Raw genomic sequence first — 26572 nt, forward strand, 5'->3', positions numbered from 1 at the left:
GACGCCGCGTGCGCGGCCAACCACCACGGAGGAGACCATGATGCAAGCAAGCAAAGCGCGTCGCGCGATAGCCCTGGCCATGGCGGCGCTGCTGCCGGCGGCCGCCTGGGCCTGGGAGCCGACCAAGCCGGTCGAGATCATCGTGCCGTTCAGTGCCGGCGGCGCGTCCGACCAGATGGCCCGCACCATCCAGGGCATTGTCGCCAAGCACAACCTGATGAAGCAGCCGCTGATAGTCGTGAACAAGGCAGGCGCCTCCGGCGCCGAAGGGCTGATGGATACCAAGGCATCGGCCGGCGATCCCAATAAGCTGCTGGTGGCCTCTTCGGCCCTGTACACGGTGCCTTTGATCAGCAAGCTGCCGTTCAACTGGCGCGACCTGTCGCCGGTCGCGATGGTCGCGGTGGACGAGTTCGTCCTGTGGGTGAACGCCAAATCGCCTTACCAGACGGTCGACCAGTTCATCGCCGCCGCCAAGGCGAACAAGCTGAAGATGGGCGGCACCAGCTCCAAGCGCGAAGACCAGATGATTACTGCCATGGTGGAACACGCCACCGGCGCCAAGTTCATCTACGTTCCCTACAAGGGCGGCGGCGAGGCGGCCACGCAGCTGTCGGGCAACCATATCGACGCCAACGTCAACAACCCGGCCGAATCCGTGGCGCAATGGCGCGCCGGCGAACACCGGGCACTGTGCGTCTTCGCCGAGCAGCGGCTGTCCTACACCCAGAAGGTGACCGAGACGCAGAGCTGGGCGGATATCCCCACCTGCAAGGAAAAGGGCCTGGACGTCCACTACGAGATGCTGCGCATCTTCCTGTTGCCGGGCAAGGCCACGCCGGACCAGGTGGCCTACTACGTCGACGTCTTCAAGAAGGTCAGCGAGACGCCGGAGTGGAAGCAGTACCTGGAACGTTCCGCGCTGAAGCCCGAGCTGCTGACCGGAACCGCCCTGACCCAATACCTGGAGAAGGACGAAAGCATGCACAAGGACATCATCAAGTCCGCCGGCTTCTAGGCATTGCCGGGCGCATGGCGCGCCCGCGTGGCGCGCCCCAGAAGGAGCACGAACATGATGCAAGCGCAAGAGCAAGAGCGGCCCGCCAGCCGCGCGGTGGTGTCGTACATGGTTATGGAACTGGCCGTCGCCGGCCTGCTCGCGGCATTGGCGGTGACGGTGATATGGAGCAACTACAGCATCGGCGCGGGCTGGGCCGACGACGGTCCGCAGACAGGTTATTTCCCGATGCGGATCGGCATCATTATTCTCGTCGCGACCGCGGCCGTGGCGGTGCAGGCCCTGCGCAGGCGCGACCTGCGCCCGTTCGTGCACGTCGACGAGCTGCGCCAGGTGTGCGTGGTCCTGGTACCGCTGGCGATCTACGTGGGCCTGATCCATTTCCTGGGCATCTACGTCGCCTCCGCGCTATTCGTCGCGGCCTTCATGCGCTGGGTGGGCAAGTATCCCTTATGGAAAGGACTGCCCCTGGCCGTGGTCATCATGGCGGTCCTGTTCTGGGTATTCGAAATGAAGTTCCTGGTGCCGCTGCCCAAGGGACCGCTTGAAAGCCTGCTCGGCTACTAGGCGCGGCCGCGCCCGGCCGCGCGCGGCATCGCGCGCGACGGGAAAAGCAACAGAGAACGCGGCCGCTGGGCAGCGCTCGCTCGGAGGACATCATGCAAGAACTATCCGCGCTCTGGGACGGCTTCGGCGTCGTCCTGTCCTGGGGCAACGTCGGCCTGATGATGGTCGGCATCCTGCTGGGCATCGTGGTGGGCGTGCTGCCCGGGCTGGGCGGGCCCAATGGCGTGGCGATCCTGCTGCCCCTGACCTTCTCCATGCATCCGACGTCGGCCATCATCCTGCTGTCGTGCATTTACTGGGGCGCCTTGTTCGGCGGGGCGATCACATCCATCCTCTTCAACATCCCGGGCGAGGCCTGGTCGGTGGCTACCACCTTCGACGGTTATCCGATGGCGCAGCAGGGCCGCGCGGGACAGGCCCTGACGTCGGCCTTCACCGGGTCGTTTTTCGGGGCGCTGGTCGGCGTGCTGCTGATCACCTTCCTGGCACCGGCGGTGGCGCGCTTCGCGCTGCGTTTCGGGCCGGCGGAGTTCTTCGCGGTCTACTTGCTGACCTTCTGCAGCTTTATCGGCATGGGCCGGGAGTCCAAGCCCAAGATCATCATCGCCATGGGTATCGGCTTCGCGCTGGCCGCCGTCGGCATGGATACCGTGTCCGGAGACCTGCGCATGACTTTCGGCTCCTCGGAACTGCTGCGGGGCTTCGATTTCCTGGTGGCGGTCATCGGCCTGTTCGGCATCGGCGAAATCCTGCTGACCATGGAGGAAGGCATCGCCTTCAAGGGCAAGAAGGCCGCCATCGACCTGAAGGTTGTCTTCAAGACCTGGGCGGGGCTGCCGCGCTACTGGCTGGTGCTGCTGCGCTCGGCGGCCATCGGCTGCTGGCTGGGCGTCACGCCTGGCGGGGCCATCGCGGCCTCGTTCATGGGCTACGGCGTGGCGAAGAAGTTCGCCAAGGATCCGGACTCTTTCGGCCAGGGCAATGTCGAAGGCGTGCTCGCGCCGGAGACTGCCGCGCATGCCGCCGGCACCAGCGCCCTGCTGCCGATGCTGGCCCTGGGCATTCCCGGCTCGGCGACCGCGGCGGTGCTGCTGGGCGGGCTGATGATCTGGGGCCTGCAGCCCGGCCCGCTGCTTTTTTCCGAACAGAAGGATTTCGTTTGGGGATTGATCGCCAGCATGTACCTGGGCAACCTGGCCGGCCTGTTCGTGGTGCTGTGCACCGTGCCGCTGTTCGCCGCCATCCTGCGCATTCCGTTTTCCATCGTGGCGCCGATGATCCTGGTGGTATGCGCCATCGGCGCCTATACCGTGCATAACGCGGCTTTCGATATCTGGCTGATGCTGGTGTTCGGCGTGGTCGGCTATCTCTTCAAGAAGCTGCAGTATCCGCTGGCGCCGCTGGTGCTGGCCCTGGTGCTGGGCGACCGCGCCGAAGACGCCTTCCGGCAGACCATGCTGATATCGTCGGGGAGCCTGAGCGTGTTCTGGTCCAACGGACTGGTGGGCAGCATCGTGTCCCTGGCGCTGGCCGCCCTTTTCTGGCCGCTGATATCGGCGGCATTCTCGCGCCTGCGCAGGCACCGCGACGCCCTTTCGCCACGCTATCCATGACCACCGCTCCTTCTCCCATCCTCCCGCAGCCCGTGCGCCTGGTGCCCTACGCCGCCGGCGCCGCGCCCGCGCTGGCCACGCGGCTGCGCAAGGCCTTGCGCGGCGACGTGCTGTTCGACGGCGCCAGCCGCGGCCGCTACGCCACCGATGCGTCCATCTACCAGATCACGCCCATCGGCATCGTCGTGCCGCGCGACCAGGCCGATCTGGCCGCCGCCCTGGACATTGCGCGCGACGAAGACATACCGGTGCTGGCGCGCGGCGCGGGCACCAGCCAGTGCGGCCAAACGGTCGCCGAGGCCCTGGTCGTGGACACCAGCAAATGGCTGAACCAGGTCGTGGACTTCGATCCGGACGCGCGCACGGTGACGGTCGAGCCCGGCATCGTTCTCGATCATCTGAATGCCTGGCTCAAGCCGCATGGCCTGTGGTTTCCGGTGGACGTTTCGACCTCGGCGCAATGCACGCTGGGCGGCATGGCGGGCAACAACTCCTGCGGCTCGCGTTCGATCGAGTACGGCAACATGGTGCACAACGTGCTATCCATCGATGCCATCCTGGCCGACGGTACCGAGGGCAACTTCGGACCGGTATCGCGGCTGGCCGCCGCGCCGCGTCTGCGCGGCATCCTCGAAGGCGTGTGGGAAATCGCGCTGCGCGAGCGCGACGAGATCGCGGCGCGCACGCCCAAGGTGCTGCGCCGCGTGGCCGGCTACAACATCGATATCTTCGATTGCCAGAACCCGCGCGCCTATACCGACGATGGCGAGGCCAACCTCGCCCACCTGCTGGTGGGGTCGGAGGGCACGCTTGCCTTCACCCGGCGATTGACCTTGAAGCTGTCGCCCCTGCCGGTCCACAAGGTGTTGGGAGTGGTCAACTTCCCCACCTTCTACCAGTCCATGGACGCCGCCCAGCATCTGGTCCGGCTGGGGCCGGTCGCCGTGGAGCTTGTCGATCGCACCATGATCGACCTGGCGATGGACAACCCCGCCTTCAGGCCGGTGATCGAAGGCGCTTTGGTGGGACAGCCCCAGGCCATCCTGCTGGTGGAGTTCGCCGGCGACGACAGGCAGGCGCTGGCGCGCAGCCTGCGGGACCTGACGCATACGGTCGCCGACCTGGGTCTGCCCGGCGCGGTGGTCGAAATGACGGATGCCCAGGCGCAGAAGGCCTTGTGGGAGGTCCGCAAGGCGGGCCTGAACATCATGATGAGCATGAAGGGCGATGGCAAGCCCGTGTCCTTCATCGAAGATTGCGCGGTGCCGCTGGAGCATCTGGCGGAGTACACGCGCCAACTGACCGAAGTATTCCATCGCCACGGCACCGAAGGGACCTGGTATGCCCACGCCAGCGTCGGCACGCTGCACGTGCGCCCCATCCTGGACATGCGCCGCGACGGCGGCTCGCGCATGCGGGCCATCGCCGAAGAAGCCGCCGAACTGGTGCGCCGCTACAAGGGCGCCTATTCCGGGGAGCACGGCGATGGCCTGTGCCGGGGGGAATGGGTCAGTTGGCAATACGGTCCCCGCATCAACCAGGCCTTTCGCGAGATCAAGGCCTTGTTCGATCCATCCAACCGCTTCAATCCGGACAAGATCGTCGACCCGCCGCGCATGGACGATCCGGCCAATTTCCGCTTTCCGCCCGCCTACGGGGTAAAGCCCTATGCGCCCGCGCTGGATTGGTCGGCCTGGGACGTGATGCGCGATCCCATGACCGGCCGCGAATCGCCGCCGGGCAGCGCCGGCGATCCCACGGCCGGTCTGGCCAAGGCCGTGGAGATGTGCAACAACAATGGCCATTGCCGCAAGTTCGACGCGGGCACCATGTGCCCCAGCTACCGTGTCACCAAGGACGAGCAGCATGTGACGCGCGGACGCGCCAATACGCTGCGGCTGGCGATCAGCGGACAACTCGGCATGGAGGGCCTGGCCAGCACCGCGGTCAAGGAGGCGCTGGACCTGTGCGTGTCCTGCAAGGGATGCCGGCGCGAATGCCCCACCAGCGTCGACATGGCCAAGCTCAAGATCGAGGCGCGCCGGGCGTGGACGCAGGCGCATGGCCTGCGCCTGCGGGATCGCGCGATCGCCTTCCTGCCGCGCTACGCGCCGCTGGCCGCCCGCCTGGGCTGGCTGACGCGGCTGATCGACCGCTCTCCCTCGCTGGCGCGGCGGGTCAAGCGCGCATTGGGCGTGGCGACGCAACGATCGCTGCCGCGCTTTGGTGCCTCTTTCCTGGAGGACGCCGCGCGCGATGGCGGAGGCGCTGCCTCGGGCGCCACGGGTATCGCGCCCCACCCCGCCCCGGCGCATCCGGCGGCGGCGAATACGGCTGCGGGTGACACCGCCGTGACGCGCGAAGTGCTGCTGTTCGTCGACACGTTTAACAACTACCTGGAGTCGGCCAACGCGCGCGCGGCGCGCCAGGTACTGGAGGCAGCCGGCTATACCGTGCGCCTGAACGCGCGTCCCGGCGAGCGGCCCCTGTGTTGCGGCAGGACCTTCCTGGCCGCCGGGCTGGTGGACGAGGCCAAGGCCGAGGCGCGCCGGCTGATCGATGCGCTGTCGCCCTTTATCGCGCGGGGAGTGCCGATCGTGGGCCTGGAACCGTCATGCCTGCTGACGCTGCGCGACGAGTTCCTGAACTACGGCTACGGCGATGCCGCGCGGCGCCTGGCGGCATCGGCTTTCCTCTTCGAGGAATTCCTGGTGCGCGAGCATCGGGCCGGACGGCTATCGCTGCCGCTGCGCGCGCCCGCGCGGCGACACGCCCTGGTGCATGGGCACTGCCACCAGAAAGCGTTCGATGCGGTTCAGCCCGTCAGGACCGTGCTGGGCTGGATTCCGGGATTGGAGGTGTCCGTCATCGAATCGTCCTGTTGCGGCATGGCGGGCAGCTTCGGCTACGAGGCCGAGCACTACGCCGCGTCCCAGGCCATGGCCGAAGCCGCGCTCTTGCCGGCGGTGCGGGCCGCGCCGCCGGACAGCTGGATCGTCGCCGATGGCACCAGCTGCCGGCACCAGATCCTGGATGGGACCGGGGTAGAATCCCTGCACGTCGCGCAGGTGCTGGCGGCCGCGCTCGATCCCGACTCGTTGCCCCCGGGACGGCAGGACGCGGCGGCCTGACCGACGATGGCGCGCCAGCCAGTCCATGTGGATCCGCTATGTACACAGACCAGGAAACTTCTCGGGCCACGCCGCTGCTCACACCGGTGGAAAGAGCGATTCTCCACGATTCGGTCACCGAACACCTGCGCAACTTCATCATCGAAGGCGTCCTGGCGCCGGGCATGAAGCTGAACGAACGCCAGCTGTGCGAAACCCTGGGTATTTCGCGCACGCCGTTGCGCGAAGCACTGAAGGTCCTGGCCGCCGAGGGCTTGATCGAGATTTCGCCCAACCGCGGTGCCGCCGTGGCGCGCATGTCCGAAGCGGAAATCCGCGAAGCCTTCGAGGTACTCAGCGGCCTGGAGGCCTTCTCCGGCGAACTGGCCTGCGAACGCATCACCGACGAGGAAGTCGCGCAGATCCGCGCTTTGCATGCGGCCATGCTGGAATGCCGCGCGCACGGCGACCTTCCCGGCTACTACAGCCGCAACCAGCAGATCCACGATCGCATCAACCTGGCCGCCCGCAACCAGATGCTGCGGCAGACCTATCTATCGGTGAACCGCCGGGTACAGGCCCTGCGCCTGCGCTCCAATCTGAAGGCGCCGAAATGGGCCAGCGCGATCGAGGACCACGAACAGATGCTGGTGGCACTGCAGGAGCGCGATGGCCCCCGCCTGGGACGCATTCTGCGCCAGCATCTGCTGGACAAGCGCGACGCCATCCTGGAACTCGGCCTGCCGCACTAGGCTTTCGGGCACGGGACTTTTCCAGGATCGCGCTACGGTGCCCGGACGATGCCGCGCACGTTCGCGCGCCGGATCGCGGCCTGCACCTCTCCCTGCGCGAGCGCGTTCTTGACGAAATCGGTGACCCAATCCTGGGCGGCCGCGCGGCCGAACGGCACGCCGATCGCGAAATGCTCCACGCCCCAATGTCCGGGCAGCAAGCGCGACCCAGGCAGCTTATCGCTCATTTCGAACAGGATGGCATTATTGGTCGCGAACCCGTCGATCCGGTTGGCGCGCAGCATCTCGACGCCATGGGCCAGTGTATCCACCGGTACATAGATCGCGCGGGGATAGAGGGATTTCAACTCGGCGGCGCTGGAGCTGCCCGCGCTGACGCCGATCCTGACACCGGTTTTGTTCAGGTCGTCGAGTATCCTGAGCCTTGAATTCGCCAGCACCAGGACGCTCTTTTCGACGTCCATGACCGGAGGCGAAAAATCCATCTCGCGGGTCCGCCCCGGCGTCGCGTTCGTGAAAGTGAAATCGGCCTGCCCCATCGCCACCGCATGCAGGGCCTCGGCGTTGTTCGGATAAACCTTGGGATCGAAGGGAACGCCCAGCTGCTTCGCGAACGCCTCGCCCAGTTGATAGCCCACGCCACGCGGCGGCTGCTTGGGATCCGGCTGGACGAAGGACGTGGGGCTGCCGCGATACACCGCGACGCGCAAGCTGCCGCTGGGCGCCAGGACCTGTTTGATCAAGCTCGCTTTCTGGTTCTTCCAGGCGGCGTTGTAGGCCTCCTGGGTGGAGTCGAAAGAGGAGCAACCTTGCAGCGCGGCCAGGACCACCAGGGCCGCGACGGTCGCATAACGCCTTGTGAACACAGGCTTTCCTTTTTTTGGGCTCGACAGGGATGGCAATTTAGCATCCCTATAATTGTCGGGAATCGTTCCGCCGGCCTTTTTCAGGAATACCCATGACCCAGCCACTCCGAATCGATGTTGTCTCCGATGTTGCCTGCCCCTGGTGCGCGGTAGGCCTGTCCTCGCTCGAAAGGGCGCTGGCGAACCTGGGCGCGGAGGTCGATGCGCGGATCTTCATGCACCCCTTCGAGCTGAACCCGGACATGGGCCCCGAAGGCGAAGCCATCGTCGACTACCTCGGCAAGAAGTACGGCCGCACGCCGGAGCAAATCGCCGAAACGCAGGCTCGCATCCGCGAACGCGGGGCCGAAGTGGGTTTCGCTTTCGGGCCGCGTACCCGCGTCCACAACACCTTCGACGCGCACCGGCTGTTGTACTGGGCGGGCACCGCAGGCGAACAGCTGCCCTTGAAAATGGCGTTGCTGAAGGCCTATCACGGCGAGGGCAAGGATCCCAGCAAGCACGATGTGCTGGTCGAGGCGGCCGAGTCGGTCGGGCTGGACGGCGCGCAAGCCCGCGATGTCCTGCAAAGCGGACAATTCGCCGACGACGTCCGCGCCGAGGAGCAGGAATACATGGCCATGGGTATCCACTCGGTGCCGGCCATTATCTTCAACCGCGAATATCTGGTCAGTGGCGGACAGCCGGTGGCAGCGTTCGAGCAAGCCATACGCCAGGTGCTGGCGGGCATGCCTGGCTGAAGGCGCGCATGGCCGGCTGCCCGAGCTCCGCGGCACGCGGATCGCGAGCGGTGTACCTGATGGACGAAGACCGCACTGACGAATACCACATCGGGACGAACACCACACTGCGCCGGTGCCGGTATGGTAAGGTCCTTCGGCATTGCCGTACTTATCGGCGCTTGTCGATAAGCCGGTCTCCAACTTGCTGACATGAGGTTGAAGTGAAAGCCGCCATTGCCTTGTTCGCTTTCTCGACGCTTGCCCTGGCGTCCTGTGCCCAGGCGCCGCTTGCGCCGAAGAATTCGGCGATCGCCGCCGCCGTCGCCTCGCCCGACCGCCCTCCCGCGGACGTCGATCGCGATGCGGAACGCAAACCCGCGCAGCTTCTGGCCTTTGCGGGCATCAAGCCGGGCGACCGCGTGGCGGACCTGATCCCCGGCGGCGGCTACTTCACGCGGATATTCAGCAATGCCGTCGGGCCGACCGGCCACGTATACGCCGTGGTGCCCGCCGAGTTCGTCAAGCTATCGCCCAAAGCGCTGGGCGCCGCGCAGGCGATCCCGACCGCAACGGCTTTCACCAACGTCACGGTGGTGAACGGCTCCCTCGCCGCCCTCGCGATACCGGAAGCGCTGGACGTCGCCTGGACCTCGGACAACTACCACGACGTGTACGGATTCGTGGGCGCCGCCGCCGCCGAGCAAATGGATGCGGCGGTGTTCAAGGCATTGAAGCCGGGCGGCGTCTTCATCGTCGTGGATCATGTCGCCAATGCGGGCACCAGCGACACCAGCTCGAACACGCTGCACCGTATCGACCCCGAAACCGTCAAGCAACAGGTACTGGCCGCCGGCTTCAAGCTGGAGGCCGAAAGCAGCGTGCTGCGCAATCCGCGGGACACCCACGATGTCGCCGTCTTCGCGCCGGCGGTTCGCGGCCAGACCGATCAGTTCGTCTTCAAGTTCCGCAAGCCCGAATCCCGGTAAGCGACCGGCAACGCCGCATCACTCGGCGCGCGCGACTTCCCGCACTACGCCCGCGTCCACCAGAGCCTGGATCGCCGCGCTGTCATAGCCGAATTCGGCCAGGATGGCGCGCGTGTCTTCTCCCAGGCGCGGTGCCGCGCGATGGTAGCGCGCCGGCGTGGCGGAGAACTTCACCGGCATGCCGACCGTGCGTATCGCGCCGGCCTGCGGATGGGTCTGTTCCACGACCATGTCGCGCGCCAGCGTCTGCGGGTGGGACAGCGCCTCTCCTATCGAATGCACCGGGCCGGCCGGTACGCCGGCGCGGTCCAGCTCGGCCAGCCATTCCTCGGCCGGGCGCTGCAGCAGGATGGCCGAGATCAGCCGGGTCAATTCCTCGCGGTTCGCCATGCGGTCGCTGTTAAGCCGGAACCGTGGATCGTCCAGCCACTGCGGTTGCCCCAGCGTCTGGGCGATGCGCGTCCAGTTCTTTTCGTTGGCGCCGCCGATGATGATCCATGACGTCGCAGTGGGAAACGCCTGGTACGGCGCGGTCAGCACGTGCGCGGATCCGCTCGGACCGGGCGATACGCCCGAACCGAAGTAGATGGCCGCATGCCAGTACAGTTGCTGCAGGCTGGCCTCCAGCAAGGACGTTTCCACGCGTTGTCCCTGCCCGGTGCGCAGCTTGTGCTGATACGCGGCCAGGATGCCGAACGCCGCCAACAGGCCCGCGTTGATGTCCGCTACCGAGTTGCCCGTGCGCAAGGGCGGCCCGCCGGGCTCGCCCGTAATGCTCATCAGGCCCGAGAATCCTTGCGCGATCAGGTCGAAGCCGCCTTTGTCCGCATACGGCCCGGTGCTGCCATACCCGGATACGCTGCAATAGATCAGGCCCGGATTTTCCTTGCGCAGATCCTCGTAGCCCAGGCCGAGCTTTTCCATGGTGCCCTTGCGGAAGTTTTCCGTGATGACATCCGCGTCGCGCAGCAGCCGCATCAACACGCCTTTGCCTTCGGGATGCTTCAGGTCCAGCGCGATCGCGCGCTTGTTGCGGTTAAGCATCAGGAACGGCATCGATACGCCGTTGACCTGCGGGTCCCGGTACTGGCGCGCGTCATCCCCCCCTTCCAGCTTTTCCACCTTGATGACATCCGCGCCCAGGTCGGCCAGCATCATGCCGCACGTGGGCCCGGCCATGATCTGCGAGAGCTCGATCACCCGCATGCCGGCGAGCGCGCCCTTCCCGGGCGCCGAGGTGTTTCTTTCTTCCATCGTTGGTCCTTCCTTGATCCCGGGTCGCTGTCCCGGATAGAGAGCCTCAGCGGCCGTTGAACCGTGGCGCCTGCTTGGCCAGGAAGGCGCGATAGCCGGTCTGGAAATCCTCGGTATCGAAGCAATCGAACGCTTCGTCGCGCTCGGCGTCCGTCAGCTCGCCACCCTGGAGAATCCTGCGCACGAACTGCTTGTGCCAGCGGGCGACCAGCGGCGCGCCCGCCGCGATGCGCTGGGCCGTGGCCCATGCCTCGGCCGCGACCTGGTCGTCGGCAACCACGCGCGTCACCACGCCCAGGCGCAGCGCTTCCTGCGCATCGAAGATCGTGCCCTCCAGCAACATCGCGAGCGCCGCGTCGGGACCGACCAGCCGCACCAGCGGCGTCAATTCCGAATACGACATCACCAGCCCGAGGTTCTTGATCGGTACACCGAAGCGCGAGCTGGCCCCGCAGATGCGCACATTCGCCAGGCTGGCGATTTCCATGCCGCCTCCCACGCAGATGCCGTGGATCTGCGCGACCACGGGGTGACGGCAGGCGCCGATGGCCTCGATCGTGCGCCGCATGATGGCGCCATACTCGCGCGCCTGCTGCTTGTTGGAGCGCGAAGTCTCGAACTCCGAGATGTCGTTGCCGGGCGAGAATGCCTTTTCGCCGGCTCCGCGCAGTATCACGCAGCGCACCCATTCGTCGGCGGACAGGGCCTGGAAGGTGTCCCCCAGCAGGCGCCATGCGTCGACCGTCAAGGCGTTCAGTTTGGCCGGGCGGTTAAGCGTTACGGTGACGATCCCGCCGTCGCGCTGGATCAGGATGGGGGATTCGGCCGATGCCGCGGATTCGGTCATGATGCGCTTCCTGTTTCGAGCGGGTTCATTGTTTGGCCTGGGCCTTGGTCAAGCCCAGGCTGCTGGTCAGCCGGCCGTACTTGGCCCATTCGCTGTCCACGTAGGCGCGGAAGGCCGCCGGCGTATCCGGGCCACCGCCCACGTCCATGCCCTGATCGTTCAGCTTTGCCCGCACGGACGGATCCTTCAGCGTCTGGGACAGGGCCAGGTCCAGACGGTCGAGCACGGGTTTGGGCAGCTTGCCCGGCGCGAGCACGGCATACCACTGCACCACATCCACGCCCTTGACGCCCGCCTCGGCCAGTGTCGGTACGTCGGGCAAGCGCGGACTGCGCTGCGGGCTGGTCACGGCCAGGGGTCGCAGTTTGCCTGCCTGCACCTGCCCGATGACGCCGGGCAGCGTGTCGAAGTTCAGGTCGACCTGCCCGCCCAGCAGGTCGGCGACCGCCTGGCCGCTGCCCTTGTAGGGCACGTGGATCATTTCCACTTTTTCGATCTGCGAGAAGCGCGCGGCGGTCAGATGCTGGGGGCTGCCCATGCCGGAAGACGCGTAGGTCAGGCTGCCGGGTTTCGCCCGCGCCGCCTTAACCAGATCCTGCACCGTCCTGAAGTCGTGCTTGGTCGGATTGATGACCAGGACGTTGGGCACCGAGCCGATATAGCGGACCGGGGTGAAGTCCTTGATGGGGTCGAACGAGGTGGGCAGGACATAAGGGGCCGCCACCGTGGATTGCATGTTGGCCAACAGCAGCGTGTAGCCGTCCGGCGGCGCCTTGGCCACCATATCCGCGGCGATCAGGCCGGAGGCGCCCGGCTTGTTCTCGATGACGATCTGCTGGTTAAGGATGGCGGACAAGCGCTGGGCCACAATGCGGGCCGACACGTCGGTGCCGCCTCCTGGCACGAAACCCACGTACAGATGTATCGGCTTGTCCGGATATTCCGCCGCGGCGGGGAATGCCTGCATGAACATCAATGTGCTACCGAGCGCGGCAAGCGCTTTTTTCCACATGAGAGTCTCCTTTGGCATGGCGCCGCCCGTAACGGCTTGGTCTATGATTCGGGCTGACCTGGTATTTTTCTGGAATTTGATATTTGGTATACCAGACACCAGCCTAACGATAAACCTGACGCTTCACACCTATGGCAAACCCTGATTCCGCCCTGGCCGGCGCGGCCATGCCGCCCGAGGGACTGGCGATCCACCACCCCACCCTGCCCGCCGTCGTGGCGGACCGCCTGCGGCAACTGATCGTCAATGGGACCTTGCGGCCCGGCACCTGGCTGAACGAGCGGGATCTGTGCGACCTGCTGAAAGTGTCGCGCACCCCGTTGCGCGAGGCCTACCGCATCCTCGCGTCGGACGGCCTGCTCAGCATCCAGCCCAAGCGCGGTGCGATGGTGATCGAGTTATCGCGCGCGGATATCGAAAACACCTTCGACGTGCTGAGCGTGCTGGAAGGTCTGGCGGTGCGGCAGGCCGCGCAGCGCGCCACCGATGCGGAAATGGCGCACATCGCCCAGCTGCACCGGCGCATGCTGCAGGGCTACGAGGCGCGGGACATCGCCGCCTACTTCGAAGCCAGCATGGGGACCCACATCGCCATCAGCCGTGCCGCCCATAACCCGGCACTGGTCGCCAGCTACGATCGCCTGAACCTGCAGGTCCAGGCCCTGCGCTACAAATCCAACCTGGACCCCGACGAATGGGCCGCCGGCGTGGCAGACCACGAAGCCATCGTGCAGGCGCTGCTGGTGCGCGACGGCGAGCGCGCGGAGCAACTGATGCGCGAGCACCTGTATAGCAAGAAGGCCTACAACTTGCGGTGACGCCAGGCGTCGCGTCGCCCCGCTGCCCTGCCCGCCGCCGGGGCCGTCTGACGGCCCCGGCAACCCGGGCTACTCGCCCACGTGCGTAGCGGCTTGCGCGTTCAAGGCGGCGAACACCTCGCGATACTTCTCCTGCCCCTGCTCGACCGCGAAGCGCAGCGGATATACGCGCTTGACCAGGATTTCGCCGGCATCCGGCTGCGTGGCGATGATCTGCATGACCTCGTCGATGAAATCCCGCAGCGGCATGGCGTTCGGGTCGGTCGCCTGGTGGTCTCCCAGCAGTGTGGTCTGCACATAGGGAGGTGCCAGCTCCATGACGCGCACGCTCGTATCGCGCAACTGATAACGCAGCGATTCGCTGAACGAATGGATGGCCGCCTTGGTGGCGCTGTAGGTCGGCGTGGCGGCCAGCGGCAGGAAGGCCAGGCCGGACGACACGGTGATGACGGTTGCCTGCGGCTGCTTCCTCAGCGTCGGCAGCAAGGCCGCCGTCAAGCGCAACGGCGCGAGCAGATTCGTCTGGATGGTCGCCTCGGCCACCGACAGGTCGATGTCGTCTGCCGTCCAGTTCTCTGGCTTCATGATGCCGGCGTTATTGATGACGACGTTCAGGGCCGGATGCTGCTTGACGATATCGGCGGCGAAGCGGGCGATGTCGCCGGCGTCGGCCACGTCCACCGTGGCGGTCGCGATGCCCGGATTGGCGGCCGCGACTTCGTCCAGGGGACCTTGACGGCGTCCCGCGATAATGACCCGATTGCCTGCCTGGTGCAGTGCGCGCGCCAGGCCCTCGCCGATACCGGTTCCGCCGCCGGTGATAAGGATGGTATTGCCCGTGGTTTGCATGATGACGCTTCCTTTGAAAAGAGTGCGAACGCAGAATACGTGCAATACTCTCCTTTGGGAAGTAGGCACCCTTTGGTTAACTACTTACCAATAGGATACTATTGGCAGACCGCGTCGCTCGCCTCTGTGGCGCGCGATGGGCACACGGCGATCATCACAAAGGCATCACCGAATATGAGCAAGCACACCGCCACCGCGCGCGACGAGCCGCTGGTCTTCACGTCACCCGACGGGACCCACGCCAACCCCGAGGTCGACCGTCTGGTCCTGGCCGTCATCGGCCGCGTCGCGGACAAATGGACCTTGCAGGTGCTGGAGGCCCTGGACCAGGGCGGCGTGCTGCGGTTCAGCCAGGTCGCCCAGGCGGTCGGCGATATCAGCCAGAAGATGCTGACGAAGACCTTGAGGAAGCTTGAGGAAGACGGCTTCGTGACGCGCAAGGTCTATCCGGAGGTCCCGCCGCGCGTGGAATATGCCCTGACGGACCTGGGCGCGAGCCTGTGCGCGGCGCTCTGTTCGCTATGGCAATGGGCGGAAACGCACTACGACAAGCTGCGCTCGTTCAGGGGCGCCGGATTGCCCGATACGCCCGCCTCCGACTAGAAGCAGCCCGCCGCGCCGGCACAGTCGGGGCGGCACCGGGCCGCCGTGCGGGCGCGCGGCCCCTCGGGGCTGCAACTACGCGCGCGGCTTGCTGGCGGGTTGCCGGCCGGCCGCCCGCAGTATCAGCGCCGCGATCGTGTCCGGATGCGAAATCAGCGACAGGTGGCTTGCCTTGACCTCTATCGTCGTGGCGCCCATGCGCTTGGCCATGAAACGTTCCAGATCCGGATTGATGGTGCGATCCTGCGTGGACACGGCGTAGAAGCTGGGCTTGCTGCGCCAGGCCGCCTGCGTCGTCTTGCCGGCCAGCAGCGGTTTGCGAAACGGCTGCTGGACGGCATACAGCACCATGGCTTTGGCGCGCGGCAGATCTCCGGCGAAGTCGCGCAGGAAGGCCTCCTGGCTGAGCCGCCCTTCATCGCCGTCGAACACGATTCCCGCACTGGCCGGCGGAGTGGGATACTTCGCCGCGAGCTGGGCGTAGTCCTCGTCCGCATCCGGGGCGCGTGCCGCCACGTACACCAGCGAAGAGACGTTGGGATGGACGCCGGTTTCCGTCACCAGCATGCCGGAGAACGAATGGCCCACCAGCACCGTCGGACCATCCTGGCGTGCCAGCACCCGCTGCACGGCATCGACGGCCTCGGGAAAGGTAGTCAGGGGATTCTGGACGGCCGTTGCATTCATGCCCGCAGCCTGCAGCCGCGCGATGACTTCGGTCCAACAGGAACCATCGGCGAACAGGCCATGGGCCAGGACGACATTCCTGGCTGTTGGCGGCGCTGCTTGCGCAGAGACCCGGAGCCCGGGAAGAATGGTGGCCGCGGCAGCGCCGGCCAACGCGGCGGAAAACGTGCGCCGATTCATCGTCATGGGTAACCTCGTTTAGTACTGACGCGCAAAGGATACGGTCAAAAACGCGCGCCAGACGTCACATTTCCGTTATAGGCCGCACGTACCAATCCGTTGTATGAGGCCGGACGCGGACGCGCCCGGACACGACGCCCGGCATGCGCCGGTCCGGTGCCTGCAGGGTCGTGAATGGCCGTGAAAGGCGGTGAAGGGGCCCTCGAAGAGGGTCCTGAAGGGTGGCCGAAAGGTCGCCGCTTACGCCGGCCCTCGATCCGGATACAGCAGCACCGGCCGATCGGTCAGCCTGATGAAGGCCTCGGCGACACTGCCCAGCAGCAGGCGCTGGACGCCTTTGCGGCCATGTGTGCCCATCACCACCAGATCCACGTCCAGCTCGCGCGCGACGCGGTCCAGTTGCTCGGCCACGGTGTTTCCGCCACTGGTGTTGTGGACCAGGCGGGTCTGCACCGGGACCCCTTTGCCGGCGACTGTTTTCGCGGCGTCCTTCAGGATGTCGCCGGTCTGGACATCGATGGACTTGCGCATCTCGGCCGGATCGTAGACCAGCGAGGTGTAGTAGTCGCTGGGATATTCCACCACGGACACGGCATACAACGTCGCGCGCTCCTGCGCCGCCAACTGGACCGCCTTGTCCAGCGCGGCCCGCGCGGCCTTGCTGCCGTCCAGGGCGATCATGATATTTCGGTACATGGCGATCTCCGTATTCACGGTGTCACCCATCATGCCCGCGCCCGCGGCCCGCGGGTCTGATCTGCGTCAAGCGGACCGCCGGCCGGCAATGTGAACCGGCGGTGCGGTGCCCTGCCCGACCCTGCTGCCCGGCTAGGACGCCTGGTCCAGGTGAAGCATCGCCGCCACGGATCCGGATATCGTGACGGGATCGCCGCCGGCCTGCACGGTGCGCCAGGAAGGCGCGCCGTGATTTTTCCGCATCTGCATCATCAGGACTTCGGCGTCCGCATCGGAGGGGTCATGCCGGCGCCGGTCTACGCGCGCAAGGCGCAGATCCAGCGCAGCTTCCAGCCAAAACCCGTCGAACGGCACGCCGGCGCGCGCGGCCACCTGGCGCAGGCTTTCCCGGTCTTCGGGGCGCTCGAAGGCCGCGTCGGCAATGACCGCGTGCCCCCGCGCCAAGGTGTCGCGCGCCTGTCGCGCCAGGGTGGCGTAAACCTGTTCGGACACCTCGGGCCGATACGCTTCGGACGGCAGGCGGGCCTCGGCAGCCACGCCATACAGGCGTTTGCGGATGCGGTCGCTGGACAACACGCGGGCTCCTGGCGCCTGTCCGATCCGATGGGCGATTGCCGCCGCCAGGGTCGACTTGCCGGTCCCGCTCAATCCGCCGATCGCGACAAGACGGGCCGGGCGCGCTTGCAGCAGGCGCAGCGCCAGTTGTCCGTAATCCCGGGCTTCGCCGAACAGATCGCGGCGCCGTGGCGCCGGCACGTCCCGGGCCTGCGCGGCGGTGACGTGGCAGCGAATGGCCGAGCGCAGCGCAAGAAAGTACGGCATCAATGGGAGGCCATCGGTTTCGTCGCGCTCGTCCAGATAACGATTGAAGACGAAGTTGGCCCATTGCGGCTGGCCACGGTAGCGCAGGTCCATCAGGAGAAACGCAAGGTCGTACAGGACATCGACGGTGGCCAGCGCCTCGTCGAATTCCAGGCAGTCGAACAGCACCGGCGTGCCGTCGACCAGGCAGATATTGCGCAAGTGCAGATCGCCATGGCAATGGCGTATCCGCCCGGCGCGCCCCCGGGCGTCCAGCAGCGCGGCGCAGTCCCGCTGCCGAAGGCGAAACAGGCGGTTCAAGGCCGTGCAGCCCGCGGGCACGGCACTGCCCAGCGTCAGGAATGCCAGCTCGTTGATGTCCAGTACGCGCCTCATGATGGCCAATCCGCGCGCATGGAAGGCAACGGGCGCGTCCCGGTGAAAGGCGGCGATGGCATGCGCCAGCCGCGTCAGCAAGGGTGCCGTCAGGGCGCCGCGCGTGGCCATCCGGTCGAATAGCGTCTCTTCATCGAAACGCGCCATTTCGACCACGGCATCGACGAGCTCGCCGGGGCCGTCGAACGCCAGCGAGCCGTCGGGCTGCCGTGTGATCCGCCGTACCGCCAGATACAGCATGGGCGCCGTGCGGCGGTTCAATTCCAGTTCGCGCCGGCACGCGGCCAGGCGCAGCGCGGGCGTGGAGAAATCCACATAGGGATAGCGCACCGCGCGTTTCAGCTTGAAGGCCCGATGGGCGGTCAAAAAGATCACCGAGATATGGGTTTGCACGGTCGCGACTTCCGCCGTTTCCCCATGGGTGCGGGGGCATCCCAGGAAATCCATCGTCGCGGATTGCGTATCCGGCTCCATGCGCGCGCTCCTGTCGTAAGCCATCGTGTTTGCCGGATGGTGACGCGGCCGCGCGATCGCCTATTGATCCTGGTCAACGGGTGGCTGACGGACGTCGCCATACTAGGACGGGACGCTGTGTATCAGCGAGGACCAGAGGCCGAACACGATGAAATCCGCGCTCCGGACCGGTATGGCGAGCCTGCTTGCCTGCGCGGCATTGGCCTTGTCGGGCCAGGCCGCGGCCCAGGCCACCCCCACGCCCGACGATCTGGCCGACGCCTACCGCCGGACGGTGCGGCAGCAATTGCATCCGCCATCCGATGACATACGGTACTACGCCACGAGCGCCCTGCTGATGCTGAGCGGCGCCGGCATTACGCTGAACGAGCCGCAGTATCTGGTCGTGGTCGACCGCAACCCCAATGTGCAGGCCATCCTGGTGTACTGGCTGGGTTCGCCTTCCATGCAGCGCCTGATCGGCGCGTCGCCGGTATCCACGGGCCGTATCGGCCAGTTCGATCACTTCCAGACGCCCACCGGGGTTTTCGATCACTCGGTGACGGACGGCGACTTCCGGGCCGAGGGGACCAAAAACGAATTCGGCATCCGCGGCTACGGGAGGAAAGGCATGCGCGTCTACGACTTCGGCTGGCAACAGGCACTGCGCGGCTGGGGACGCGGCGGCACGGGCACGATGCGCCTGCAGATGCATGCGACGGATCCGGACATCCTGGAATCCCGTCTGGGCCGCGTGCAATCCAAGGGCTGCGTACGCATTCCCGGCAGCCTGAACGTCTTCCTGGACCGGTTCGGCGTGCTGGACGCGGACTACGAGGCCGAGGCCCGCGCCGGACGGCCCTTGTGGGTGCTGTCGCCCGATCGCACGCCCGTGGACGGCGCCGGCCGCTACCTGGTGATCGTCGACAGCGGCCGCACGGCGCGGCCGCCATGGTCGCCCGCTCCGCGCTAAGGCACGGATACGACAGGAGAACCGCATGGCGTGGGAGTCCGCATCGGAGGACGAACTATGGAATGGCACGGTGACGCGCGCGCTGGCATCCCTGGAAACCGATGCCGACGGCCTCGCGTCGGCCCAGGCGGAAAAGCGGCTTGCCGTGCACGGCGCCAATCGCCTGCTGGAACGTCCCCGGCGACGTCTCGTACTGGAGTTCCTCGAGCGGCTGCGCAATCCGCTGGTCCTGACCTTGCTGGCGTGCGCGGCGGCGGCGGCCCTGACGCGCGAGCAGGCCAGCTTTACCATCATCGTCGTGATCGTGCTGTTGTCGGTGCTGCTGGATTTCTTCCAGGAGCATCGCGCGCTGATGGCCGCCGATCGCCTGCGCGACCGTGTGGCGTTGCGCGTCACGGCCATGCGCGACAAAGCGCCCAGGGACATCCCGGCCGCCGACCTGGTCCCCGGCGATGTGGTCCTTCTGGAAGCGGGCGATCTGGTACCGGCCGACGCCCGCCTGATCGCGTCCCGGGACCTGTATGTCAACGAGGCCCTGCTGACCGGCGAACCCTATCCCGCCGAGAAGCGCTCGGACGATGCGGCCGATGGCCAGCACGCAGACCGGCTGGCGCGCGCGGACGCCGTCTTCATGGGATGCTCGGTCATCAGCGGGACTGCCCGCGCGCTCGTCCTGGCCACGGGCCGCGCCACGCAACTGGGCGCCATCGCCGACGAAATGCGGCGCGAGCCGCCGCCCACCGCCTTCGCGGTCGGCATCCGCGATTTCGGCATGCTGGTCATCCGGCTGACGGTCCTGCTCGTCCTTTTCGTACTGCTGGTCAACCTGCTCTTCCACCGTCCGCTGGTGGAATCCTTTCTCTTCGCCCTGGCCCTGGCGGTGGGCCTGACGCCCGAGCTGTTGCCGATGATCGTCTCGGTCACGCTGGCGCGTGGCGCCATACGCATGGCGCGCGAGCAGGTCATCGTCAAGCGGATGTCGGCCATCCATGACCTGGGCAGCATGGATGTCTTTTGCAGCGACAAGACGGGAACGCTGACGCAGGCGCGCATCGAACTGGCCGGGGAATTCGATATCCGCGGCGAAGACTGCCGGGATGCCCTGCGCTGGGCCTATCTGAACGCGAACTTCGAGACCGGGTTGAAAAGCCCGCTGGACGACGCCCTGCTGGCAGCCGCGCCGGCGGATCTGACGGGATGGCGCAAGATCGACGAAGTGCCCTTCGATTTCGAGCGGCGCCGTGTTTCCATCCTGGCCGAACAGGACGGCCGGCGCTATCTCATCGTCAAAGGCGCACCGGAGGATCTCCTCATGTTGTCCTCCGGCTACCGGATCGCCGGCAGCGACGGGCCTCATGCCTTCGACGAACAGGCGCGCGGCACGGCGGCGGATACGCTCAAGCGCCTGGGCGAGCAAGGCTATCGCGTCCTGGGCGTCGGATGGCGCGAGGTAAACCCGGATCGGGACCACGCCGGCATCGCCGACGAGACCGCGCTGACCTTCGCCGGCTTTGCCGCCTTTGTCGACCCGCCCAAGGAAACCGCCCGTCCGGCGCTGGATGCGTTGTCCAGGCTGGGAATATCCCTGAAGATCGTCACGGGCGATAACGAATGGGTGACCCGGCATGTCTGCGATGCGTTGGGTATCCGCATCCAGGGCGTGCTGAACGGACCGGACCTGGAGAAGCTGACCGACGAAGCGTTGTCCGCGCGGCTTGCCCGAACGACCTTGTTCTGCCGGGTGAACCCTGCGCAGAAGGCGCGCGTTATCCGCGTCCTGCGCAACCGCGGCCACATCGTCGGCTACCTGGGCGACGGCATCAACGATGCCCCGCCGCTGCATGCCGCCGACGTCGGCCTGTCGGTCGACGGCGCGGCCGATGTCGCCAAGGAGGCCGCCGCGATGATCCTGCTGAAGCAGGACCTGAACGTGCTGGCCGAAGGGGTGCGCGAAGGACGCCGCACATTCGCCAACATCATGAAGTACGTCATGATGGGCACCAGCTCGAACTTCGGCAATATGTTCTCGATGGCGGGGGCTGTGCTGATCCTGCCTTTCCTGCCCATGCTGCCGGTGCAGGTCCTGCTCAACAACCTGCTGTACGACACCTCGGAAATCGCCATCCCCCTGGACCGGGTCGATGAAAAGATGATCGCCAGGCCGTATCGCTGGGATATCCGCCAGGTGCGCGATTTCATGCTCGTTCTCGGCCCCGTCAGTTCGATGTTCGATTTCCTGACCTTCGGCCTGCTGTTGTGGGGTTTTCAGGCCAGCCAGGGCCTGTTCCAGACGGCGTGGTTCGTGGAGTCGCTGATGACGCAGGTGCTGGTGATTTTCGTCATCCGTACACGGGCCCGCCCGTGGTCCAGCCCGGCGCATCCGGCCCTGGCCGCCACCGCGCTGGGCGTCGTCGCCCTGGCAGTGGCATTGCCCTACACCGCGCTGGGGGCGTGGTTCGGCTTCGTCCCGCTACCCGCCCCCCTGCTGCTGGCGCTGGCCGGCGTAACCGCCGCCTATCTGGCCGTGGCCGAGCAGGCGAAGCATTGGTACTTCTCGCGCCGTCGGGGCAGGCGGCCTCACCGGCAGCGCACCGCCTCGCACCTGGGATAAGCGCGAGGGGCGGCCGGCCGTCCCTCAGGCTTCGCGTGCCCCCTGCAACTCCGGTACGTGTCCCGCCGAGCCGTATTCCGAAAGCTGGTCGGCGACCCGCTCCACGCCATCGACCGAGACCACCGCGTCGACCAGCCTTTGCCGTTCCGCAGCCAGGATGTGGCCGGTCAATAGCACGTTGCCGCCGGCAACATTGACGTCCACCGCGCCCGGGGCGCTGACGACGCGGCCGATGGCCGCACGCACCCGTTCATGGATCTTGCGGTCGCTGGCCGGGATGCTGGCCGAGGCGGCATGACGGATCCGGACGGCCACGCCCTGGAGCCGGTCGCCGGTCCAGCGCGCTTTGCGGCGCACGAAGCGCGAGGTGTCCCGGGCACGGCTCGCGGCCCTGTCCCGCAGCACGCTGCGACGGCCGCGCCCCATGTCGGGGTCGAGGTAATACATGGCCGCGGCACCCAGGGCCGCTGCGACAAGGGTATCGATGAGATGGTTCTTCATGGCGTCTCCTGCAGGGTCCCGTGAAATGGCGGCCGTGTACCGCCCCGAAGGGTAAGCGCAGCAACCGCGATGCCTGCGCGGGCGCCGGGGCGGCGTCCGCGGCGTGCGCAACGCGCAGCGCCTGCGGGGGCTGCACCTGTGGCGCGTATCGCCATCACGCCGCGCGGCGCGTGGTCCGCCCGCCCCGCGCCATCGCCCTGCGCCGCAGCAATGCGGCGAATGCGCGGCTGGCCGGCGATTGCGGCCGCTCGTTGTTGAACAGCAATCCGGGCGTGCGCATGGGGGCGGGATCCTCCAGGGGAATGGTGCGCAGCGCCCGATGCAGGGCGGTGGCGGCCGCCACGGCGATGGTCCCGACCTGCATGCGCGCGGCCAGGCCCAGCATGGCGGCGACCGAATTCATTTCCGCGATGATGGCCGGTTCGGCGCCGGCCGCCGCGAAGCATTCGTCCAACAACCGGCGCGTCGAGAAACTGGCCGGCAACAGGACCAGCGGTTCCCTGTGCAGCTCTATCACGCGCAGCCGCCGGCGCGCCGCCAGGGGATGGTGCTGCCCCACGACCAGCACCAGTTCCTCGTTGAACCAGGGTTCGAATTGCAAGGCGCTGGGCGATTCCGGTCGATACGCCACGCCGAAGTCCAGTTTGCCGGCGTCCAGTTGCAAGGCGATGGCATCGGCGGGCAGCTCTTCGATGATTACCCTGACCGCGGGACTGTCCTGCAGGAAGCGCGCGACGCAATCCGGTATGAACGCCAGGTTGAAGGTATGGGTGGTACCGACTCGCACCTCGCCGATCATGGAAGCGCTATCGCGTTTGAGCTCGCCCAGGCCCATGTCGACCTCTTTCAGGGCCCGCGACGCATAGGCCAGGAAGGACTCGCCGGCCGGCGTCATCACCACGCGCTTGCCGATCCGTTCGAACAGCGGCTGTCCCACTTCGTCTTCCAACTGGCGGATCTGGTGCGACAAGGTCGATTGGGTCACGTGTACCCGTTCGGCGGCGCGGGTGAAGTTCAATGATCCCGCCAGCGCAATGAAGTACCGCAGATGCCGCAATTCCATCGTTGCCCCCGTTTCTTATCGATGGCATCAATGATAAATCGCGAAATTAATCATTTCCATCTTCACGATACGCCCGGTAGTCTGCTCTCCGGTCAAGCACAGCGACAAGGAAACGCTTATGTCCAAGGTGTTGGACGGCATCACCGTCATCGAACAGGGAACCTTCATTACCGGCCCGGCGGCCGGGATGCTGCTGGGCGACCTGGGCGCGAACGTCATCAAGGTCGAGCAGCCCGGCTCGGGCGACCCTTTCCGCGCCTTCAAGGGCGGCCTGTACAGCCCTCACTACCAGACCTACAACCGCAACAAGCGCAGCATCGAACTCAATATCAAGGATCCCGGCGATGCCGCCGTCTTCGAAGACCTGATCCGCGGCGCCGACGTCTACATCCAGAACTTCCGCCCGGGCGCGGCCGAGCGCATGAACGCCGGCCAGGAACGCCTGCGCGCGCTGAATCCCCGGTTGGTGTACTGCGCGATCAGCGGCTTCGGCCAGACCGGACCGGCCGCCGGCCGGCCCGCCTACGACACGGTGGCGCAGGCCGCCAGCGGTTTCCTTAACCTGCTGGTCGATCCCGCCCATCCCCGCGTCGTGGGACCGGCCATCGCGGACGCGCTGACGGGCTTCTACGCGGCCTATGGCGTGCTGGGGGCCCTGGTCGAACGCGCCCGCACCGGGGTGGGACGCGTCGTCGAAGTCTCCATGCTGGAAGCCATGTGCCACTTCAACCTGGACGCCTTCACGCACTTCCTTTCGGAAGGCGAAATCATGGATCCCTATAGCCGGCCGCGCGTATCGCAGTCCTACGTGCTGGCCTGTGCCGACGGCGGCCGGATCGCCCTGCACATGTCTTCGCCGGAAAAATTCTGGCGCGGCCTGGCCGATGCGATGGAACGGCCCGACATCCTCGCCGATCCGCGCTTCGCCACGCGCGAGGGCCGCATCGGGAACCAGGAGGCGCTGATCGATATCCTCGGCGCCGTTTTCGCCGGGCGCACGCGCGACGAATGGTGCCAACGCCTGGCCGAACGCGATGTTCCGCACGCGCCGGTGTACGACACCGCCGAAGCCCTGCGCGACCCGCAGGCCCGCCATCTGCAATTGGAAATCGAATCGATGCATCCGTCGCTGGGCCCCTGGCGCACGGTACGTTCGCCGGTCAGCTTCGATGGACGGCTTCCCACTGAAGTATCGCCGCCGCCGTTACTGGGTGAGCACAATGCGCAAATCCGCGCCGAACTGGCCCAGGCCGGCGCGACGACTTCCTGCAAGGACCCTTCATGAAAATCGGCAAGGCGACCATTCCCCATACCGCCATCTGCACTTCCGACGAGCACACCATCGTGGTGCGTGGCGAGGACCTGTGCAAGGACCTGATCGGCCGGATCTCGTTCACGGATTACTTCCATTTGCTGTTGACCGGACGGCGGCCCGACGCCGCCGCTGCCGCCGTGCTGGACGCGACGCTGGTGGCCATCGCCGAACACGGCTTCGTGCCCAGCGTGCAGGCCGCGCGCATGACCTACGCCGCCGCGCCCGATGCCATGCAGGGCGCGGTCGCCGCCGGCCTGCTGGGCTGCGGGTCGGTCATCCTGGGCGCCGCCGAAACGGCGGGAAAACTGTTCGTGGACATCCGCGATACGGCGCCGGAGCACGGCGACGACGTCGATGCGGCCGCGCAGGCGGTGCTCAAGCGATACGCGGCGCAAGGCACGCCGATCCCTGGCTACGGCCATCCCCTGCACAAGGACCGCGACCCACGCGTCGCGCGATTGTTCGAGGTCGCGCGCGAATGCGGCGCCGGCCTGGCCTATGTGGATATCGCCGAAGCGGTCGAAAGACAGATCCCGGCCGTCCTGGGCAAGGCGCTCAAGCTCAACGTATCGGCGGCGATTCCGGCGGTGCTGCTGGGCGCCGGATTCCCCGTGCAGGCGCTGCGCGGCGTGCCGCTGCTGGCCCGCACCGCGGGCCTGATCGCGCATCTCTACGAGGAATTCCACCAGCCCTCGGGCTTCGCGTTGTCGTATCAGGCCACGCGGGAACTGCGGTACGACGGCGCTGTGCCGGCCGGATATGGCGAATCCGCGGCCTGACCCGCGCGCCATGCGCCCCGGGGAGCCGGGGCACCTATTCATAAGAACGGAGACAAGCACATGAATCGAAGCCATCACGCATCGGCGCACGGCGCGCCCAATCTGGCCAGGCGCAGCCTTGCCGCGCTGGCCGTGGCGGCCGGGGTACTTGCCCTGGTGCCGCAGGCGGCGCGCGCCGCCGATTATCCCGATCATCCCATCAAGATGATCGTGCCCTTCGGCGCCGGCACCACGACCGATACGGTCGCCCGCATCGTCGGCGATGCCATGGCCAAGTCGCTCGGCCAGCCGGTCATCATCGAAAACCGCTCGGGCGCGGGCGGTTCGATCGGAACGGAGTATGTCGCGCGCGCGCCCGCCGACGGCTATACGCTGGTCATGGGCACGGTCGGCACCCACGCGATCAACAAGGCTTTGTTCCCGCGCCTGGGCTACGATCCGATCCGCGATTTCGCGCCCATCGCGATGATCGGCTCCACGCCGACCTTGCTCGTGGTCAGCGCGTCGTCACCCTACCGCAACCTGAAGGACCTGGCGGCGGCGGCCGCCAAACCTCCGGGTATCAGTTTCGCGTCCGCCGGCACCGGCACCTCGGGCCACCTGGCCGGCGAACTATTGAAATCGCGCCTGGGCGGCACCATGGTGCACGTGCCGTACAAGGAAGGCAGCCAGGCCCTGACCGACGTGATGTCCGGCCAGGTGCAATTCATGTTCTACCACCCGATCGCCGTATTGCCTCACATGAAATCCGGCAAGCTGCGCGCCCTGGGAACGTCCGGCAACCAGCGCAGCGCCTCGGCCCCCGACGTGCCCACCATCGCCGAGCAGACGGGCAGCGATTTCAACCTGGTAGCGTGGTTCATGCTGTATACGCCGGCCGCCACGCCGCCCGCCGTGCTGCAGAAGCTGCAGGCAGCGGCCAATGGCGCCCTTACCGATGCGGCTGTCGCCGCCAAGCTGCAGGGCCAGGGGGTGGAGAAAAGCACGGTCTCCACGTCCGGCCTGGATGCCTTCGGCCGTGCCGAAGTGGCGAAGTGGTCCGGCCTGGTCAAACAGTCCGGCGCCCAGGTGGATTGACGCCGCGCCGGCCGGTTCCAGCC

At 66.7% G+C, this 26572-nt stretch carries 24 protein-coding genes; 14 read left to right on the forward strand and 10 right to left on the reverse strand.

Features of this window, described 5'->3' with window-relative positions:
- The first annotated feature begins 40 nt into the window (after positions 1-40).
- The 5 genes from ACO1P8_RS17475 (at position 41) to ACO1P8_RS17495 (ending at position 7060) form a co-directional block, all read left to right on the forward strand.
- Complete coding sequence (locus ACO1P8_RS17475) at positions 41-1018, forward strand: Bug family tripartite tricarboxylate transporter substrate binding protein (RefSeq protein WP_486297383.1); 978 nt, start codon at positions 41-43, stop codon at positions 1016-1018.
- 54 nt (positions 1019-1072) lie between these two features.
- Positions 1073-1585, forward strand: a complete 513-nt coding sequence (locus tag ACO1P8_RS17480; protein WP_486297155.1) for a tripartite tricarboxylate transporter TctB family protein — start codon at positions 1073-1075, stop codon at positions 1583-1585.
- Between the two features lie 92 nt (positions 1586-1677).
- Positions 1678-3198: a tripartite tricarboxylate transporter permease gene (locus ACO1P8_RS17485; RefSeq protein WP_094842028.1), complete on the forward strand. Its 1521-nt coding sequence runs from the start codon at positions 1678-1680 to the stop codon at positions 3196-3198.
- Positions 3195-6329, forward strand: coding sequence for an FAD-binding and (Fe-S)-binding domain-containing protein (locus ACO1P8_RS17490; protein WP_486297156.1), 3135 nt, complete (start codon positions 3195-3197; stop codon positions 6327-6329). The genes ACO1P8_RS17485 and ACO1P8_RS17490 overlap by 4 nt, the downstream gene beginning before the upstream one ends.
- A gap of 38 nt (positions 6330-6367) precedes the next feature.
- Positions 6368-7060, forward strand: coding sequence for a GntR family transcriptional regulator (locus tag ACO1P8_RS17495; protein WP_486297157.1), 693 nt, complete (start codon positions 6368-6370; stop codon positions 7058-7060).
- Positions 7061-7092: 32 nt separating this feature from the next.
- Here the strand turns inward: ACO1P8_RS17495 and ACO1P8_RS17500 are convergent, their stop codons facing one another.
- A complete protein-coding gene (locus ACO1P8_RS17500; protein WP_486297158.1) occupies positions 7093-7926 on the reverse strand; it encodes a transporter substrate-binding domain-containing protein in 834 nt (277 codons plus the stop codon).
- A 92-nt stretch (positions 7927-8018) separates the two neighbouring features.
- On the opposite strand from ACO1P8_RS17500, the gene ACO1P8_RS17505 reads away from it, so the two are divergent.
- The gene (locus tag ACO1P8_RS17505; protein ID WP_486297159.1) at positions 8019-8666 is read left to right on the forward strand and encodes a DsbA family oxidoreductase; all 648 of its coding nucleotides are present in this window, start codon (positions 8019-8021) and stop codon (positions 8664-8666) included.
- Between the two features lie 203 nt (positions 8667-8869).
- Positions 8870-9634, forward strand: coding sequence for a class I SAM-dependent methyltransferase (locus tag ACO1P8_RS17510; RefSeq protein ID WP_486297160.1), 765 nt, complete (start codon positions 8870-8872; stop codon positions 9632-9634).
- 18 nt (positions 9635-9652) lie between these two features.
- Here the strand turns inward: ACO1P8_RS17510 and ACO1P8_RS17515 are convergent, their stop codons facing one another.
- From ACO1P8_RS17515 to ACO1P8_RS17525, 3 genes are read right to left on the reverse strand one after another with little or no spacing between them, the layout of a single operon-like run.
- Positions 9653-10888, reverse strand: a complete 1236-nt coding sequence (locus ACO1P8_RS17515) for a CaiB/BaiF CoA transferase family protein (protein WP_486297161.1) — start codon at positions 10886-10888, stop codon at positions 9653-9655.
- A gap of 46 nt (positions 10889-10934) precedes the next feature.
- Positions 10935-11735 (reverse strand): enoyl-CoA hydratase/isomerase family protein, encoded by an 801-nt coding sequence (locus tag ACO1P8_RS17520; protein WP_486297162.1) that lies wholly within the window; start codon positions 11733-11735, stop codon positions 10935-10937.
- A 25-nt stretch (positions 11736-11760) separates the two neighbouring features.
- A complete protein-coding gene (locus ACO1P8_RS17525; protein ID WP_486297163.1) occupies positions 11761-12747 on the reverse strand; it encodes a Bug family tripartite tricarboxylate transporter substrate binding protein in 987 nt (328 codons plus the stop codon).
- Positions 12748-12878: 131 nt separating this feature from the next.
- Between ACO1P8_RS17525 and ACO1P8_RS17530 the strand changes: the two genes are divergently transcribed.
- Positions 12879-13565: a GntR family transcriptional regulator gene (locus tag ACO1P8_RS17530; protein ID WP_486297164.1), complete on the forward strand. Its 687-nt coding sequence runs from the start codon at positions 12879-12881 to the stop codon at positions 13563-13565.
- 69 nt (positions 13566-13634) lie between these two features.
- Here ACO1P8_RS17530 and ACO1P8_RS17535 read toward each other — a convergent pair whose 3' ends face one another.
- Positions 13635-14414, reverse strand: a complete 780-nt coding sequence (locus tag ACO1P8_RS17535; RefSeq protein WP_486297165.1) for an SDR family oxidoreductase — start codon at positions 14412-14414, stop codon at positions 13635-13637.
- 174 nt (positions 14415-14588) lie between these two features.
- Between ACO1P8_RS17535 and ACO1P8_RS17540 the strand changes: the two genes are divergently transcribed.
- Positions 14589-15017 carry a winged helix-turn-helix transcriptional regulator gene (locus tag ACO1P8_RS17540; protein WP_486297166.1) on the forward strand — a complete coding sequence of 143 codons (429 nt, stop codon included), beginning with the start codon at positions 14589-14591 and terminating at the stop codon, positions 15015-15017.
- A 75-nt stretch (positions 15018-15092) separates the two neighbouring features.
- Here ACO1P8_RS17540 and ACO1P8_RS17545 read toward each other — a convergent pair whose 3' ends face one another.
- The 3 genes from ACO1P8_RS17545 to ACO1P8_RS17555 all read right to left on the reverse strand — a co-directional run bounded on the left by ACO1P8_RS17545 (position 15093) and on the right by ACO1P8_RS17555 (position 18251).
- Complete coding sequence (locus ACO1P8_RS17545) at positions 15093-15890, reverse strand: alpha/beta fold hydrolase (RefSeq protein WP_094842012.1); 798 nt, start codon at positions 15888-15890, stop codon at positions 15093-15095.
- A gap of 234 nt (positions 15891-16124) precedes the next feature.
- On the reverse strand, positions 16125-16580 hold the full coding sequence (locus ACO1P8_RS17550) for a universal stress protein (RefSeq protein ID WP_486297167.1): 456 nt from the start codon (positions 16578-16580) through the stop codon (positions 16125-16127).
- A 132-nt stretch (positions 16581-16712) separates the two neighbouring features.
- Positions 16713-18251, reverse strand: coding sequence for a bifunctional aminoglycoside phosphotransferase/ATP-binding protein (locus ACO1P8_RS17555; protein ID WP_486297168.1), 1539 nt, complete (start codon positions 18249-18251; stop codon positions 16713-16715).
- A 172-nt stretch (positions 18252-18423) separates the two neighbouring features.
- Between ACO1P8_RS17555 and ACO1P8_RS17560 the strand changes: the two genes are divergently transcribed.
- Together ACO1P8_RS17560 and mgtA are read left to right on the forward strand one after the other, a co-directional pair.
- Complete coding sequence (locus tag ACO1P8_RS17560; RefSeq protein WP_486297169.1) at positions 18424-19203, forward strand: L,D-transpeptidase; 780 nt, start codon at positions 18424-18426, stop codon at positions 19201-19203.
- 25 nt (positions 19204-19228) lie between these two features.
- Positions 19229-21814 carry a magnesium-translocating P-type ATPase gene (gene mgtA / locus ACO1P8_RS17565; protein WP_486297170.1) on the forward strand — a complete coding sequence of 862 codons (2586 nt, stop codon included), beginning with the start codon at positions 19229-19231 and terminating at the stop codon, positions 21812-21814.
- A 24-nt stretch (positions 21815-21838) separates the two neighbouring features.
- Here mgtA and ACO1P8_RS17570 read toward each other — a convergent pair whose 3' ends face one another.
- Both ACO1P8_RS17570 and ACO1P8_RS17575 read right to left on the reverse strand, forming a co-directional pair.
- Positions 21839-22315 carry a BON domain-containing protein gene (locus ACO1P8_RS17570; protein ID WP_486297171.1) on the reverse strand — a complete coding sequence of 159 codons (477 nt, stop codon included), beginning with the start codon at positions 22313-22315 and terminating at the stop codon, positions 21839-21841.
- Between the two features lie 154 nt (positions 22316-22469).
- A complete protein-coding gene (locus ACO1P8_RS17575) occupies positions 22470-23378 on the reverse strand; it encodes a LysR substrate-binding domain-containing protein (protein WP_486297172.1) in 909 nt (302 codons plus the stop codon).
- Positions 23379-23496: 118 nt separating this feature from the next.
- On the opposite strand from ACO1P8_RS17575, the gene ACO1P8_RS17580 reads away from it, so the two are divergent.
- From ACO1P8_RS17580 to ACO1P8_RS17590, 3 genes are read left to right on the forward strand one after another with little or no spacing between them, the layout of a single operon-like run.
- Positions 23497-24663 carry a CaiB/BaiF CoA transferase family protein gene (locus tag ACO1P8_RS17580; protein WP_486297173.1) on the forward strand — a complete coding sequence of 389 codons (1167 nt, stop codon included), beginning with the start codon at positions 23497-23499 and terminating at the stop codon, positions 24661-24663.
- Positions 24660-25472, forward strand: coding sequence for a citryl-CoA lyase (locus ACO1P8_RS17585; protein ID WP_486297174.1), 813 nt, complete (start codon positions 24660-24662; stop codon positions 25470-25472). The genes ACO1P8_RS17580 and ACO1P8_RS17585 overlap by 4 nt, the downstream gene beginning before the upstream one ends.
- Before the next feature lie 60 nt (positions 25473-25532).
- Positions 25533-26549 carry a Bug family tripartite tricarboxylate transporter substrate binding protein gene (locus ACO1P8_RS17590; protein WP_486297175.1) on the forward strand — a complete coding sequence of 339 codons (1017 nt, stop codon included), beginning with the start codon at positions 25533-25535 and terminating at the stop codon, positions 26547-26549.
- Positions 26550-26572 lie beyond the last annotated feature (23 nt).

This window comes from Bordetella sp. (assembly GCF_057362025.1).